Origin of the sequence: Actinoplanes sp. NPDC026670, from assembly GCF_040638175.1 — a bacterium.
GTDB lineage: Bacteria > Actinomycetota > Actinomycetes > Mycobacteriales > Micromonosporaceae > Actinoplanes.
The window spans coordinates 62,284-78,390 of the sequence record NZ_JBEZXU010000052.1; the positions used below are offsets into that span (position 1 = coordinate 62,284).

The following is a 16,107-nucleotide window of genomic DNA, read 5'->3' on the forward strand; positions in this document are numbered from 1 at the left end:
ACCCAACGGCAACGCCTCCGAAGCGATATCGGTGTTGCCCGGCACGGGTCCGGCCACTCGATGTATCAGGCCCGGCCGCTGATTTGGCCAACCCGGGCCAGCGCGCTGGACCTGCACCTACAGTCGGTTTGTGAGCTCGATTCACGTCGAGGGCGACGTCCTGGAACGAAAGATCCTCGAACCCGACCCCGGTCTGGTGAAGAGCCTGGGCACTCACCACACCATCGAATCGGCCATCGCGGACCTCATCGACAACAGCATCGACGCGAGCGCTACCCGGGTTCTCGTTCGTTTCGACACCGATCATGGGCAACCCATCGGCTTACGCATCGTGGACGACGGCCGGGGCATGGACGGCCCCCAGGCGGACGAGGCGATGCGTCTCGGGCGGCAGCGCGCGTACCGCGACCACGATCAGGGCCACTTCGGCATCGGGTTGAAGGCGGCGTCGTTCAGTCACGCCGACACGCTGACTCTGGCCACCCGGCCGGCATCCGGCAAGACGCACTGCCGCCGGCTGCGGCGCAACGACGTGCAACGCGACTACGGCTGTGACGTGATCGATCCCGCCACGGTCCGCGACGGTCTGCACGCCATGCTGGAACGCATCGGCGCCACCACCGGAACCGTGGTGCACTGGGCAGACACCCGGTTCCCGCAGACCTCCCACGCCGGGCTCACCCACTGGCTGGAAGAAACCAAGACACGGCTTCGCCTGCACCTTGGCCTGATCTACCACCGCCTACTCGAATCCCGCCGCCTGCGGATCGACCTGGATGTATTCGACATCGCGCAAGCGCGCGCAGGTATCCCGGAACCGATCACGCCCATCGACCCGTTCGGGCATCGTGCCACGGCGATCGACGGCTATCCGAGAACACTGACCGCCACCATCGGCCACCGTCGCGTCGATCTGACCTGCCACATCCTCCCGACGAAGCTGAACGGTCCCGAATTCCGCCTCTACGGCCGGGACGGCGCCGAGTTCCAGGGCTTCTTCCTCTACCGCAGTGATCGCCTGTTGCAGGCGGGTGGCTGGAACCACGTGACCGCCAACCACAAGGACCGGGCCCTCGCCCGCGTCGTCATCGACGATTTCGCCGCGGTGGCCGACCTGATCCGGCTGAACCCGGAGAAGAGCGGAGTCCTGTTCACGCACGAGTTCCAGACAGCCATCGCACACGCCGTACACGACCACCGCGGCGAGCAGAGCACCTTCACCGACTATCTGACCCATGCCGAATCGGTCCTGACCGAATCCCGGCGCCGGCAGCACCGCCGCCGGCCGATGGCCGAGCCCTCCAAGGGCTTGCACGAGGAGGTACGGCGTGTCATCCGCGCCGAGGTACCGCTACGCGCCGAGGAAGGCCCGGTGGAGATCCGCTGGAACTCGATGGCCCCGGAGAAGTTCTTCGAACTCGACCGCGCAGCCCGGGTGATCAACCTGAACAAGCAATACCGGGCAGCACTGACCGGCGGGAACATCGGTTTGAGCGACGCACCGCTGGTGAAGACACTCATGTTCCTGCTGACTGAGGACCACTTCAAGGGCAGCGTGTGGGGGCCACGCGACAAAGACCTGCTGGAGGTCTGGTCGGCGATTCTGTCCGCCGCCATCCGTGCCGAGTCCCGATATCGCGATGGCGGGTCACGATGACCGCCCCAACCCGGGACCGGCATCTGTCGCGCGACGGGCTCGCCGACTACCTGGCCCGGGTACCCGCAGCCATCGCGGTGCCGGGCGAACCGTCCTGCCGGATCGACTTCGAGCCGCAACGGCACGAACTGTCGCTACGCACGCCTTACCAGGGGACGGACGCTCCCGACGTCGCACGCTACGAGAACGTCCGCACGTCCGTCGTCGACGACGCCGGAAGCCGCTGGGCTGAAATCGTCGTCCAGTACGACGACAACGAGTACGAGGCGTATCTGCTGATCAGCGACATCGCCGACCTGATCCAGCAGGACGGCCTGCCGTTCCCGGCCGCCGTCGGCACGGCGCTGTCCACCTTCGGCGCGCTGCTGGCACGGGCCGGCGCCCTGTCCGCCGAGAGACAGGTCGGCCTCTACGGCGAAATGCTCTTCCTGGAATCGTGCCTCCGGCAGCTCGGCCCCGCCACAGCCGTCGAATCATGGAAAGGCCACGCCGCCAACGAACACGACTTCGTCTTCCACACCTTCACCTGCGAGATCAAGACCACCCGCACCGAACGCCGCCGGCACACCATCAGCGGCCTGGACCAACTCGATCCCGTTCCCGGCGCTGCACTGTGGCTGATCTCGGTGCAACTCACCACAGCGACCAGCGAGAGCGGCCGCAGTCTGGCGCAACTGGTCGACGATGTGCGGACTGCGGCCGGGCCGGCGGCTTCCACGCTCGACCAGGCTCTCGGCATGGCGGGCTGGCGCGAACGTGATCGCGCGCTCTACCGGGAACCCTGGCGACTGCGCACGATACCCGCCGCCTTCCCGGTGAACGACGACTTCCCGTCACTCAACCGCCAAATGATCAAAAGCGCCTGTCCTCGTCCCGAGCTGATCGTCGGCGCGAGCTACACCGTCGATCTGACGAACCTGACTCCAGAGACACCCCCGGCGCCGGCACACGCTTTCCTCACGGGAGACCACCATGGCTGACCTGAACTCCGCTCTGCTGTCCGCGGTCGGCGGTCTCCGGAACTCCGGGCCGATGCCCCTGCTGGGACCCTTGAACGGATTCCGATGGCCGGACACGCCGCTGACCACCGACGAACTGTTCGCCTTCCTCAAAGAGCACAACCAGCAGGACAATAAGGCCGTACGCGAACTCGCGATCACGCTGGCCGAATGGGACTTCGCCAAGAACCCGCCCTGGGACCAGCCGACCATGACCGATCCCCGCACCGTGCAACGCCGCCGCCGGATCTACGACCTGCTCGACCTTCCCCAACCCGTGGTCGACCGGCTCGATCACATCGCACCGGTCTCGATCATGCGCCCCACCGTGATCAGCGAGAAGTGGAACCCCTGGTACGACAGTGATCGACAGAGCAAGTGGTCGTTCTACTGGCCCCACTACCGTGACTACCTGCTACACCAGCGAGGCTGGCCGGCCGACTCGGTGGCCGCCCTCGATCAGGCGACCACCGACATCGTCGGCCGCATCTCGGACCCGGCATCCGAGCACCAGTACCAGAGCAAGGGCCTGGTCGTCGGCTATGTGCAGAGCGGCAAGACCGCCAACTTCACGGGAGTCATCGCCAAAGCCATCGATGCCGGATACCGGCTCATCATCGTGATGACCGGGACGATCGAACTCCTGCGGTCGCAGACTCAGCGCCGATTGGACCGGGAACTGGTCGGCCGGGAGAACCTGCTCCGCGGCATCAAGAGCGAGGCGTCGACCGACTTCGACTACGCCGGGGACGACGACTGGCTCAACAAGAACTTCGTGGAGCACGGCGAAGACTTCGAGGCCAAAGGCTATCCGGTCATCAAGCGCCTGACCCTGCTCAATGACGACTACATGCGGCTCAAACACGGCCTGACCAGCATGGAACTGCACCGCAGCGATCCCGGCAAGCCGTTCTACGATCCGGCCAATCTCAAAACCGCCGACGTACGGCTCGTCGTGGTGAAGAAGAACGACAAAGTGCTGCAGAAGCTGGCCGACGACCTGGCCCCGCTCAAGCAGAGCCTCAACGAACTGCCCGCACTGATCATCGACGACGAGTCGGATCTGGCCTCGATCAACACCAAGAATCCGTGGAAGACCCAGGAACGCACCGCGATCAACAAGGCCATCACGGGCCTGCTCGAACGCCTGCCCCGGGCCCAGCTCGTGATGTACACCGCCACGCCGTTCGCCAACTTCTTCGTCGACCCCGAGGACGCCAGCGACATCTTCCCGAAGAACTTCGTCATCGCGCTGGATCGGCCCGCGCAGTACATGGGCGTCGCCGACTTCCACGACGTCGATTGGAACAGCGAGGACGAGAAGAACGATCCGGCCACCTCCAACGAGGTCGCCTACATCCGGCCGGTAGGACCTCCGCCGGACGACGACTCGACGAGCTCCGACGACGAACGCCGCCAGGAGATCCGTGCCGCAATAGACGCATTCCTGCTGGCCGGCGCCATCAAGGTGTACCGCGAGCAGCATCACCCGGTGCGCTACCGGCACCACACCATGATGATCCACGAAGCAACCAAGACCGCCGAGCACAGCAAGATGGCCACGTTGGTTCGCCAGGTGTGGAAGGAGGCGTCGTTCAGCTCGCCGGAGGCGCTGGACCGGTTGCAGCAGCTCTGGGAACAGGACTTCGAACCGGTCAGCCGGGCCCGAGCCGGTGAGTTCCCGGTTCCGAGCTCCTTCGACGAACTGATCGAGCCACTCGGCGTGGCCCTCAGCCGGATCACCGCGGTAGGTGATGCGGTGATGGTCGTGAACAGCGAGGTCGAGGCCGAGAAATACGCCCTCGATTTCGACCGCGACAGCGTGTGGCGCGTCCTCATCGGCGGCGCAAAACTCAGCCGCGGCTTCACCGTCGAAGGGCTGACCGTCTCCTTCTACACGCGAAAGGCGCTTCAGGGCGACACCATGATGCAGGCCGGCCGGTGGTTCGGCTTCCGGCCGGGCTACCGGGACCTGGTCCGGTTGTTCATCCGGCGCGACCCCCACGACGCTGACAAGCGTGTCGACCTCTATGAGGCATTCGAAGGACTCATGCGAGACGAGATGGCCTTCCGCGAAAGACTGCGCGAGTACGAGGACATCCTGGAACCGTGGCAGGTGCCGCCGATCGTCAGCCAGCACCTGCCGTACCTACGGCCGACCGCACCGAGCAAGATGTTCAACGCGATAGTCCACACGATGGGCGACTCGGGCCGGCTCAAGGACTACTACGGCCCGGCCGACGACGACCGCGGCCGCCGCGCGAACTACGAGGCTCTGCTGCCCCTGCTCGCCGCAGCGACAGAGGAGAAAGCGTTCGTGTCCGCGCGAAGCCGGCACGAACCTGAGCTTCGGTCATATTTCAAGGCGCGAGTCGGGACGGTCGACGGCGAAGCGTTCATCGAGGCGCTGACAGCTTTGCGCTGGCATCCGAACGTACGCAAGGTCGTCGACCCGGTCATCAACTTCTACCGGGACAGGGTCGAGCGCGGGCAGATCGAGGACATGCTGGTGGTCTGGCCGACTTTGACCAAGGGCGCCGTTCATACGCTCCCGGGGCTTGGTGAGCGTCAGATCATCACCCGCGTGCGCCGCCTCGACCGCTCCGACTTCTCCGGCAGCGACCCGAAGCACCGTGCCGCGCTGGAACGCATCGCCGGCATGACGACCAAAGTCGATGATCCCGTTGCCGACCAACTGCGTCATCCGCGTGGACACCGCGGCGCGCTGCTCGTCTACGTCACCGCCGAGCCACCCGCCGCCGCGGTCGAGGAGAAGCTCGATCCCAGCAACCTCGTGGTCCTGACCTCACTGGTCGCACCGGCTACCGCCACCCCGGACGGGAAACCGGTGATCGAATGGACAGTCAAAGGCCGAAAGGGCGAGGCCACCGTCGACATACCTGCGACAAAAGCCAAGCCGGTTCGGCGTCCAGCTGGCAAATCGTGAATCTGCCGTCTTCACCGGTGCTGCCGTGAGCGACCCTTTCTGGGCGAGGCGCACGGAGGACGCCGGCGGTCTCGTCCGGGCGGACAGCGTGCTGCCGTCGGTGACGGCCTGGCGGCGGCTGCGTCTCACTCAGGAACTGACGGTTCGCCACTACCGGCGGATTGGCCTCGTCCCGGAGCCGGTGACCACCGGCTCGTTCGACACCGACCTGGACGACGTCGCGCTGGTGTCGGCCGACTGTGCCAGCAGGTCACGGTACCTCGGCAGGCTGAACAGCACGATTCGCGGGGACGGCGTCAGCCCTCGGCACCCGTACCCCGACGGCTACGGCTGGATCGAGTGGACCGACGCGGTCGAGCAGCGGCTCGGCCTTCCGGACGAGACCCATCACAGCAGCTGCCTGCACACCCGGGCAGACGCCGCATTTCCACTGATGTGGCAGGTCGGGCTGCTTCTCCGCACGGCGGGCGCCGATCCCGCCGGCATGGTGCGAGCGCTGTCCACGGCAGCCTTCGACGAGGTGATCGAACACGTCGGCGGGCTGACGGCCGCCGCCTCGGACCGGGAGCGAGCCGGCCGCTGGGTCCTGCTGCGTACCCGCAACGTGTGGTGCGGGTTCAGCCCCACCGGGCGATCCTACGTCGGCGGCCGGGTGATCGACCTCGCGGCACGTCACCGGATGGGCGACGGGCTCGGCCAACTGGCGGCCGCGGTCGAGGACAGTCTCGCCTGGGAGGACCTCACCCCGGACGCTCGTCGTTGGCAGCACCTCATGCGGCTGTGCTCGCATGCCGGTCTGCCGACCGCTCGGATGCTCCCGGGCCTTGAGGTGGCAGACGAGCTGATGTTTTTCGCGAGCGACGACGAACTGACTGTCGTGGCCGACCTCGACGCGAGCCCGAGCGTTGCCGACAGCGCGCTGGCCTATGGTCTCGGGCTCGCCCACGACCAGGACCTGAACCTGGTTCTACCCGCCGGCCGGGAACAGCGGACACTCGAACGGGCCGCCGCTCTCCAGGTCGGTGTACGAGTCTGGGTCCACGACGGATACCGGGTGGCGCCGCTTGCCGTACCGGCCTTCGACGAATTACTTGCCCGGCGACGAGCCGAAAGCTGGTCCTTGGTGCCGGCCGACGACGACTCGTGGATCTTCCCCGAGGCAGCGGTACTGGCCGCGGCCGGCCGCGATCCCGGGACGGTGGTGCCGATCCGCCGCTTCACCCGTACCGGTCCCGAACTCGTTCTGCTCGGTGCGGAGGCCATGCCCGCCGTCAACTACGTGATCACCGATCCGAATCCGGGCGCGGTGCTCGACCGCCTCGACCAGATGGTGTGGGTCCGGGCCGTCCTGGACGAGCTCGCCGTACACGTTGGCGAGCTCGGTGGCCTCCTTCGTCACCGTATTCTGCTGGCTGCACCGTACGGTGAGGCACACCTGCATCCCCTTCATCCCGCACAAGTCGAGGCCATCGATGCCGGCATGTTGACCTTTCAACAGGTGAACGGATATGCCACCGACGAACCGCAGGTCATCCGGACCGCCAGTCAGCCGGTCTGCTCCGTTCCCACGGCCGGGCCGCGGCCGGCTCCGCCTCGAACCAGCGTGCAGCGCCGCCAGCACCTCGAGGAACACGATCCCCAGGACTTCGTCAGAAGCCTGTTCGCCCCGGTCGGCACGGACGGAGCCGCCCGCGTCTGCAAGGCGCTGACCATGCCCGTGAACCGGGCTGACGACCCGGTGTTCGGCTGGGCCGACGAGGACAACCTGCTGGGTGAAGGCCCGGACCGTACCTCGGTGGACGTGCTGCTGACCGGGACCACCGCAGACGGCCGGCGAGTTGCCGCGCTGATCCTCGTCCGCCTCCTCGAGGAAGAACTCGGCTCGTGCCCGGCCTACGCGAACCCGGCCAACCCGCGCCGGGACACCTGCCGGACCAACGCTCCGTTCGGCGGCGATCCCGACGCCTGCTTCCTGCTGCGCTCCCCCGATGCCAGGCCGGAGTATCGCCGGTTCGTCACCATCGCACCGAGCCGCACCCTGGAGGCGAGCGGCTGGTGGTCCGCGGACGGCGGCTGTCCGTTACGCCGTACCAACGAGCCCCTCCGCGTCCTGGCCCTCGCCGAGGCACTTCATACGTACCGCCGATACGACCAGGTAGCCGTCGCACTCGTGGCACCGGCTTTCGAGGAGACCATCCAGCGTCGCTGGGCCGAGGCCCGCAGCATGCTGCACTCCAGCACCGGGCCGGCCATGTCGTTTCTGCCGGTGGAGGTCGTCCTCACCATCACCGATCACCCCACCGCAGATCTGATCCGGGAGCGGTACAGCATCGGAACTGCGCGTCTGTCCACTGAGGCCCGCTGACCGTTGACGGCGGCAATCCGGGTGGCGAGCCCGAGGATCATTCGCGAGGATCGGCGTCATGTTCCGCTTCGGCATACAGGACTACGAACCGCGCTGGCTCCGCGGCCGGGACAGCATCACTGCCGTCCACGGCCTACGCCTCGCAGGTTTGGCGGGTCGAACCCTTACACATGTCTGGGTGGTCTGGGATCTGGACGATGACGAGTGGTTCACCAACGCGCCCGTTGTGCTGGACTTCGATGACGAGCGGGTCAGCATCGACCATCAGAAGTTCGATGACCTCTGCATCACGTGGAACACCGTCGACCCGAGCCGACCGATCGAAATCACTGGCTTCAACCTCGCGTGGCGACCGGACGCCACGCCGCAGCTCGCTGAGCTCGCCGGTCAGACCCTTCATCACACGGCCCTGCTCGAATGGGACGGAGGCCGAGGCGACATGGCGAACGGCAACGTCACCATCGGGTTCGACTTCTCGCCCTACTGGCTGACGATCTTCAACGCGCTCGATGAGAACGGCTTCGATTTTGGAGAGCCCGACAAGCGGTACCGGCATCACCGCCTCAACTCGTAGCTGCCGGTTGCCTCCGCCCGTTCTCCGTCAACATGGGGTGGCGGGTTCCTGCCGTCACCACGATGATCATCAGCTGTGGAGCTTTACGGGTACGGAGATTGGGACGGTCAGCCTTGCTGTGACGAACACGGCGATATGTGGGCGTCGGAACCGATGACTGCGGAGCGCCTGGCAGCCGACTTCGAAGTCGATCTTGAGCGTGCGAGGCGGGCACTCGACGAGTTCGAATCGTTTGAGCGGCAGCCAGCCTCCGCGTTGGCGGTCGACGGCTCGGCGTTGTTCACGGAGCCCGGCTTCTGGGCATACCACCTGTCTTCCTCGGGCAAGGACGTCGCGGCCTTGGAGGCGGTGTTCGGGCTACCCGAAGCGCAGTGGCTTCGACCGTTTCACACCGGAGTCTGGCCGACCTTCACCATCACGCTTCCCTCCGGCGGGGCGGCACTGGTCGTGTACCGCACCGATGCGATGGTCACGTTGGAGCCGGGATGCGTGGTGGGGCCCCACACGGAGTACATGGTCGACTTCTGGCTGGCGCCGGGTGACGGCGGGCCGGGGATGACGCTGGCGCAGCTGTCGGGCCATTGGTTCGGGCCGGGGTTGCGGTGGGCGGAGTTGCAGGCGATCGCCCGGGATGCCCTGCCGGATCGGCTGGCTGCGGCGCGGCGGTTGCTGCTGTTGACTCCGTTCCTGGGGGACGCTGCGGCCGGTGACGAGGCCGCTGATCACCTGGCGGAGGCGCTGGCCCTGGTCAGCGGACGGGATCGGCTGTCGGCTGAGGTGCCGACCTTGGCCGGCATCCTCGTCGACCGCAGTTCCGAACCGGAATGGCGGTTGTGGAACGACGTCTGGGTCAACGACGAGTACTACTGCATGCGCAGCAGCCCCGACAGGGAAGACCGAAACCATCCGTGGCCGGTGGAGCAGCTACGCCGTGTCGACGTGGCGCTGGCACCGGGCCACGAAGCTTGACCTCTGCAGTCGTCAGCCGGTTCCGGCACGAAGCGTTCGGCGAGAGCCGGCGCCCGTATGCCAGGTCCGCTCGCATCGCGCCCCGTGTGTCAGAGTGTTCCCCGCCGCAGGTTGCGGCCCGTGGCAGCGGCCACCGCCGTGAGCGCCAGCAGCACCACCGCACCCACCGCGAGCAGCACGGTCACCCGCGGCCAGCCGGGCAGCGGAAGGTCCGGCGGGTACGGGCCGGCGAGCGGCAGTGCCCAGCCGGTGACCAGCCACGCGATCGCCGCGACCGGCAGTCCGACCGCCACGGCGGCAGCGACCAGTGCCGGATACGTCCAGAGCGTCGCCTGTCCGGCCGGGCCGGGCCGCAGCCCCTGGGTCCGCAACGCGGAGAGGTCCTCGGTCCGGCGGCGCCGGTCCACCGCTGCCGACAGCACCAGCGCGCCCGCTCCCAGCAGCACGGCCAGGGCGGCGGCCAGCACGTGGAACCCGAGCGCCAGCGCCGGCCCCTGCTGGTCGAGGCGGCGGCGCAACTGATCGGAACGGACGTCGTCAATGACGGTCAGACCCTGGGCCGAGACCCGGTCCAGGATGTCCGGCGGCGCCGTCGCGCTGAGCCAGATCTGTGGTGTGGTGCCGAGACCGGCGTTCAGGGTCATCCGGTCCGCGTACTCGAGGTCGACCAGGACGGCCCGGCGGCCCAGCTGCGGCACGACCGGCAGGGTCCCGGCGTCGGTGATCGGCATCGGCTTGGCGTCCAGGCCGCTGATCTCGTCGTCGGCGAGGCGGCCACCGGCCACGACGACCGGGATCCGCTCCGGGGTGCTGGCCGGCTTGATCCAGACCAGCGCGGAGTCACCGACCGATGCGGCGAAACCGAGTCGCAGGCCGTCCGGCGCCTGCCCCAGCCGCACCTCCGGGCCGGCCCGCCAGCTGTCCGGGTCGGCCAGCCGGGTCACGGGCAGCGCCTCCCGGTCCGGGCCGGTGGCGCGCACACCCCGGAACACCAGCTCAGCGGCGACGGGGAACGAGCCGGTCCGGCCGAGACCGATGCCGTCGAGCCGGCATCCGCCCTGGCAGAAGGCAATCGTCTGCCGGTACGTGACCGGCCCGTTCTGCAGCTCGCCGAGCTCGATCACCGCGTCCCCGAGCCCGGTCAGCGACGACACCGACACCTGGAGCCGCAGGCCTTTCGTGCCCGGTACCAGGCCGGAAGCCGACACGTCGACGGCGATGTCCGGGCCGGCGAACATCGGTGGAGCCGGCAACTCGGGGCGCAACCGTGCGGCGACCTCGGCCGGGCCGGGTCCGTCGCCCGGCCACGCCGCGACGGCCGCCAGCCGGGTGGAGTCCACGGCCAGGCCCGGCGGGTCGGTGGCGGCGCCGCTCGGCGGCAGCCGGGTGACCGCCATGGCGAAGTCTCCGTCCGGGTCGATCCGGCGTACCGCGGACAGCAGCTGCTGGGGTTGTGCCGTCTGCACGGTGAGGACCCGGTCGGCACCGATGCCGAGGGTCGTCTCGACGGTTCGGCCGGCGGCGGCGGTGTCCACCGCGCAGGTCGCGTACCCGGCCACGGCCACGGTGGCCACCAGCAGCGCGAAGAGACGGCCGGCGCCGGGCCGGCGGGCGAGTTGCAGACCGGCCAGGGCGACACCGAGACGGCCGCGGTGCAGGGCGCGGACCGCGTACCGGCTGATCATCGGGAGCAGGGCGCGGGCGGCGAGCAGGCCGAGGGCGAGCATCAGGATGGCGGGGGCGAACAGGCCCACCCCGGTCAGCGAACCTTTGGACAGGACGAGCTGGACCGAGGCGACGATCGCGAGGAGTACGACGAGCGCCTCCCCCGCGATCGCCCACCGGCCGTTGCCGGTGGAGGGGTTGCGGCGCAGCAGTGCGGCGACCGAGCCGACGAACTGGCGGCGCTGGGCCACCATCACCGACAGCAGCGCCGCCCCGGCAGTCAGTGGCGCGTAACGCAGTGAGCTCCAGTCCGCGGGGACACCACCGTCCGGGAAGACGATCGCCGCGACCGCGTTGACCAGCAGCTGCCCGGCCAGGCAGCCGAACAGGGCGCCGGCCAGGACCGCGATGAGGCTCTCACCGGCGGCCAGCCACCACCGTGTCCACCATCGCGAGCCACGCAGCGCGACAACGGCCAGCTCGCTCTGCCGGCCTTCGAGGCCGTAGCCGACGGTGAGGAAGATGGTGAAGCAGGCGAGCAGGATCAGCGGCACGGCCAGCACCGGCACGAGCAGCCGGGTCGACGACTGTCCGATGTCGATGCGGTCCAGCAGGGCCGGCATGCCGGTGTCGATCTGTACCGCCATGCCGATGTCGGCGGTGGTCTGGTTCAGCGTCTGCAGGTCGGCCCGGAGCTGGCCGAGACGGTCGGGGTGCAACGCGGCCGGGCCGGCCCGGCCGTCCATCGCGAGCGTGATCTTGCCATGGTCCATGCTCTGCTGGGTCATGGCGGCGGTGAAGATCGGTTCGCCGGGGCCGGTCTCGGGTATCGCGGTGAAGTAGCCGCGGGCGCCCCAGAAGCCGGCACTCGGCTCGGTCGGCCGGTAGGTGCCGGCGATCAGAAGGCGCCGTGGTTTGCCGTCCGGCAGCCAGCTCTTCTTCTTCGGGTCCGGGCTCGGCACGGCCGCCCGCAGTTCGATCGAGTCGCCTGCCTTGAGGTTCAGCCGCTGCGCCGTGTGCTCGCCGAGCAGCACATCTCCCTCGGCGGCCAGGCAGCGGCCGGTCAGGATCCGCAGGTGGGCGCAGACGTCCTGGCGGTAGACGAGGCGCCCGGCGTTAGCCGGGTTCGGGTCGATGCCGATGACCCAGTACTCCGCCGAGTAGACGTAGGTGAAGCCGGGCAGGGCGACCAGCGCCGCGGCTACGTCGCCGAACTGCAACCCGTCCGGCTCCGGCTGGCTCGGCGGCCCGGTGTCGTCCTCGGTGGCGACGCGTTCGTTCTGCACGGTGCTCGCCACCAGGCCGAGTTCGTTCGGTGCGGCGGTGTCGATCTGCCCGACGGCGACCGCCCGGTCGACCGCGATCAGATAGGCCGGCGCGGCGACCGCGGAGGTGACCGCCAGCAGGCCGAGCAGTGCCAGGGTGAGGGCCTGCCCGCGGCGGTGCCAGAGCATGACGAAGACCAGTGAGATCATCGGCCGTCCTCTTTCCGGTCGGCGCCGTGACCGGCGGCGGCGCCGGCCGGCACGCCGCCGGTATGCCGGTCGGGCGGCGGCGCCACCGGTGGCGCCGAGGCGGGCGCTCGCAGGCTGCGCAGCAGCGGCAGCACCGACAGCCACCCGGTCGCGCCGAGCACGCCGAGGGCGGCCAGCGCGGACAGCGCGAGCACGGCGCCGCTGAGCGTGGCCGGCGGTGGCAGCACCGCCCAGCCGTCGGTGAACGGTGGCACGGCGATCCGGGTGAGCGGCCCGACCAGCGAGGCGGCGAACACCCCGACCGACAGGCCGGCCAGGACGAGAGCGGCGGTCCCGGCATATCCGGTGGTGACCGCGACCGGAGCGGGTAGTCCCTGCCGGCGCAGCGCCTCGAGTTGCCCGCGCAGCAGGGGCCGGTCGACGGCGACAGCGACGGCTGTCGTGGCCGCCGCGAGCAGGAGCGCCGCCACACCGGCCAGCAGCGCGAACCGTGCGACGGCCGACGGTCCCTGGCGGCCCAGGGCGCCGGCTCGTTGCGCGGCGCTGTCGTCGGTGATCACGGTGAGCCCGGCCGCGGTCAGGTCGGCCACCAGGCCCGGGCGGGCGTCGGCGGAGAGCCAGACCTGGAACTCTCCGGGTGGTTCGCTCTCCCCCGCGAGGCGGCGGGTGGCGTCCAGGTCGACGAGGATCCCGGTCGTGCCCAGTGCGGGCAGGGCCGGCGCGGTGCCGGCGACCCGGGCCGGGGCCTGGCCGAACGAGTTGAGCAGCGGGTCGGTGAGGCGCCACTCGGCCGGGGCCTCGCCGGCCAGCACCACCGGCAGCGGCATCGAGGTGTCGGACGCCCAGACCTCGGTGCCGCTCACCGGCACTGCCAGCTCGTTGCGGTCGACGGACAGCCGCAGGCCGTCGCCGGCGGTGGCGAGGTCGAGGGCGACGCCTCCGATGGCGGGCCGCCACCAGCCGATGTCGCCGAACCGGGCGGGGTCCAGGATCTCCGCCGCCGGGCCGTCCTGCCGCAGGCTCTGCAGCGTCACCACGGTGCCCGGCGGGAGGGGCCTCGACCTGCTTGCCGAGCCCGGCGCGGTCAACCCCCAGCGGACCAGGCGACAGCCGGGCGCGGTGGCGCATCCGGGCGCCGGAGCCGACACCGTGCTCTCCCCCGCGCCGAGGACACCGAAGTCGACCGGCACCGGCAGGCCGGTGCCCTCGTGCTGGAGCAGCAGCTCGACACTGATCGGGGCGGTGCCCTCGTACCGGGTCCGGAGGGTCAGCCGGTCGCCGGTGACCATCGGCAGCGGCTTGCCGAGGCCGGCCGCCGTCGCGTCCGGGAGCAGGCCGACCGGCCCGTACTCGGGGCGCCATTCGGCGACCGCGGCGAGCCGCGGGGTGTCCACGGCCAGCACCCGCGGGATGGTCGTGGTGTCGGCGACCACCGCCATCGCCTCCCGGCCGCCCGGATCGGCCCGCCGGACCGCCGCGAGCAGCGCCGTACGGTTCGGCGCGTCCACGGTGAGCACCCGGGCGGCGCCCAGTTCCGCGGCGCTGCGGTCGGCTCGGACGGCACGGTCGGCGGCCAGCCCGCCGGCCGCCGTGGCGAAGCTGGCGACGGCCACCACGATCAGGGCGAACACCCGGTCGACGCCGCGCTGCCGGGAGACCTGGACGGCGGTGAGGCCGAGCCGGAGCCGCCCGGCCCGCAACGCCACGCCGACGGCCCGGTCGGCGACGCGGACCAGCAGACGCGCGGCCAGCAGGGCCACGGCCAGCGCGGCGAGGGCGGGCGCGGCGGCTTTGAGGCCGTCCTCCGATCCGCCGGAGCGGGCCTGGTAGACCGCGGCGGCGGCGAGGGCGGCGAGGACCTGGTCGACCAGGGTGGAGCGCCAGTCGGCGCGGCCCAGCGCCGAGCGTTGCAGCAGCACCGCGACCGGCTGGCGTAGCACCAGCGCCTCACCGAGGATCAGCACGAGGAGGCTGCCGAGCAGTACGGCGGCGACGGCGGCGCCGACGAGCGACAGCGCGGCGCCCAGGTCGCTCGGGGGCACCGGCCCGGCGAGCCCGACGGCGAGCAGTAGCCCGGCGGGCGCACCGGCCAGCACACCGAGCAGCAGCGGCACCAGGTGTTGTCCCCAGGCCAGCCGCAGGATGTCGCCCCGGCTCACGCCGCGCAGTTTGAGCAGCGCCAGGTCGGTACGCCGGTCCCGGCCGGTGCAGCGTCCGGCGATCCCGATCGCGAACCAGGTGAGGATCAGCGTCTGCAGGCCTGCGGTGAGAACGCCGCGGCGTACCGTGTCCCGGTCTTCGGCGATGCGTTCCAGCACCGTGCCGATGCCGGTGATCATCCGCAGCCGGTTCTGGTTCAGCCGGGTCTCGGCGGCGACGAGCGCGGCTCCGAGGCGCTGCGCGCCGTCGCCGCGGATCAGGTCGGGCGGGACCTGGACGTCGTAGGTGAGCGTCGGCTCCGGGAACAGGCCGGGATCGAACGTCTCGACCGGGGTGAAGACCGGGTCCAGTCCGGGGTCCTCGGCCCGGAACAGCGGATTGCTCCAGTACGGGTCCGCGGGATCGCGCATCGAGTAGCGGGCGACGATGGTGAACCGGAACGGGGTGCTCAACCGGTCGCGCAGGGTCAGTTCGTCGCCGGTCTCCAGGCCCAGGTTCTGGGCGGTGACGTTGCTGATCGCGATCTGGAGGGGGGCGGACGGGCAGGGTCCGTCGAGGCGGACGTGGCGGCAGAAGTCGTCCCGGTAGGCGACCGCCATGTTCGCGTCCTCGCCGGCCCGGGTGACACTCAGCCGCTGCTGGATCCCGCGGACCGGCTGGTCCAGTGAGCTGGACAGCTCACCGGCGGCGAGGTCGGCGAACCCGCGCAGCGTGCCGGCGGCGTCGTTCTGGGTGCTGGTCTCGGTCTGGATCGAGACGTTGCGCTGGCCCGCCGTGGCGGCGCTCAGCTGTGCCTCGGCGGCGCGGGTGGCGGAGGCGGAGGCATACCAGGGTCCGGCGGCCGCGACTGCGGCGGCCAGCGTGGTCAGCACGAAGATCGCCAGCACCTGCGCGGTTCGCGCCCGCACCGCGTCGAAAACGAGCGCGAACAAGCTCCACCCTCCCCCGATCAACGGGCACGCTACGCGATAGCCGGAGCATGTGGGGGGCGGTGTGGATCCGTGTCGTCCGGCGGCTGCCACCGGCGACCGACAGGGTCGGCCATTCACCTGTTCATCGACGCCACGAAAAAGGCGTTTCTCGCTTCTCCCGACCTTTTCCGCGCGCAAGCGTTCGGGTGCCGGAAATTCACGAGCAGCGCCATTAGCGGGCGGGCTATTCCCGGCATCCACGACGGGCAGATGTACGTGAAATCGACCCGGCCCTAAAGGGCCAGGCTTCTCGAGCCTCCCCGCACGCTCCCCGTCCCAAGTCTCTGGGCCGGTATCACGCCGGTTGCTGCCCGTTCGGCACCACC

The 16,107-nt window shown here is 69.8% G+C and carries 8 protein-coding genes; 6 read left to right on the forward strand and 2 right to left on the reverse strand.

Annotated elements, in window-relative coordinates; translation table 11 throughout:
• Positions 1–130: 130 nt before the first annotated feature.
• The 6 genes from AB0E94_RS37345 (at position 131) to AB0E94_RS37370 (ending at position 9,510) form a co-directional block, all read left to right on the forward strand.
• The gene (locus tag AB0E94_RS37345; RefSeq protein ID WP_360336300.1) at positions 131–1,657 is read left to right on the forward strand and encodes an ATP-binding protein; all 1,527 of its coding nucleotides are present in this window, start codon (positions 131–133) and stop codon (positions 1,655–1,657) included.
• Positions 1,654–2,637, forward strand: coding sequence for a PD-(D/E)XK motif protein (locus tag AB0E94_RS37350; RefSeq protein ID WP_360336302.1), 984 nt, complete (start codon positions 1,654–1,656; stop codon positions 2,635–2,637). The genes AB0E94_RS37345 and AB0E94_RS37350 overlap by 4 nt, the downstream gene beginning before the upstream one ends.
• Positions 2,630–5,602, forward strand: a complete 2,973-nt coding sequence (locus tag AB0E94_RS37355) for a Z1 domain-containing protein (protein WP_360336304.1) — start codon at positions 2,630–2,632, stop codon at positions 5,600–5,602. Before AB0E94_RS37350 ends, AB0E94_RS37355 begins: the two co-directional genes overlap by 8 nt.
• 25 nt (positions 5,603–5,627) lie before the next feature.
• A complete protein-coding gene (locus AB0E94_RS37360; protein WP_360336306.1) occupies positions 5,628–7,967 on the forward strand; it encodes a hypothetical protein in 2,340 nt (779 codons plus the stop codon).
• Positions 7,968–8,025: 58 nt separating this feature from the next.
• On the forward strand, positions 8,026–8,541 hold the full coding sequence (locus AB0E94_RS37365) for a hypothetical protein (protein ID WP_360336308.1): 516 nt from the start codon (positions 8,026–8,028) through the stop codon (positions 8,539–8,541).
• Positions 8,542–8,694: 153 nt separating this feature from the next.
• Positions 8,695–9,510, forward strand: coding sequence for a hypothetical protein (locus tag AB0E94_RS37370; protein WP_360336310.1), 816 nt, complete (start codon positions 8,695–8,697; stop codon positions 9,508–9,510).
• Between the two features lie 89 nt (positions 9,511–9,599).
• Here AB0E94_RS37370 and AB0E94_RS37375 read toward each other — a convergent pair whose 3' ends face one another.
• Both AB0E94_RS37375 and AB0E94_RS37380 read right to left on the reverse strand, forming a co-directional pair.
• Complete coding sequence (locus AB0E94_RS37375; protein ID WP_360336312.1) at positions 9,600–12,650, reverse strand: FtsX-like permease family protein; 3,051 nt, start codon at positions 12,648–12,650, stop codon at positions 9,600–9,602.
• Complete coding sequence (locus tag AB0E94_RS37380) at positions 12,647–15,742, reverse strand: FtsX-like permease family protein (RefSeq protein ID WP_360336314.1); 3,096 nt, start codon at positions 15,740–15,742, stop codon at positions 12,647–12,649. Before AB0E94_RS37380 ends, AB0E94_RS37375 begins: the two co-directional genes overlap by 4 nt.
• Positions 15,743–16,107: the final 365 nt, after the last annotated feature.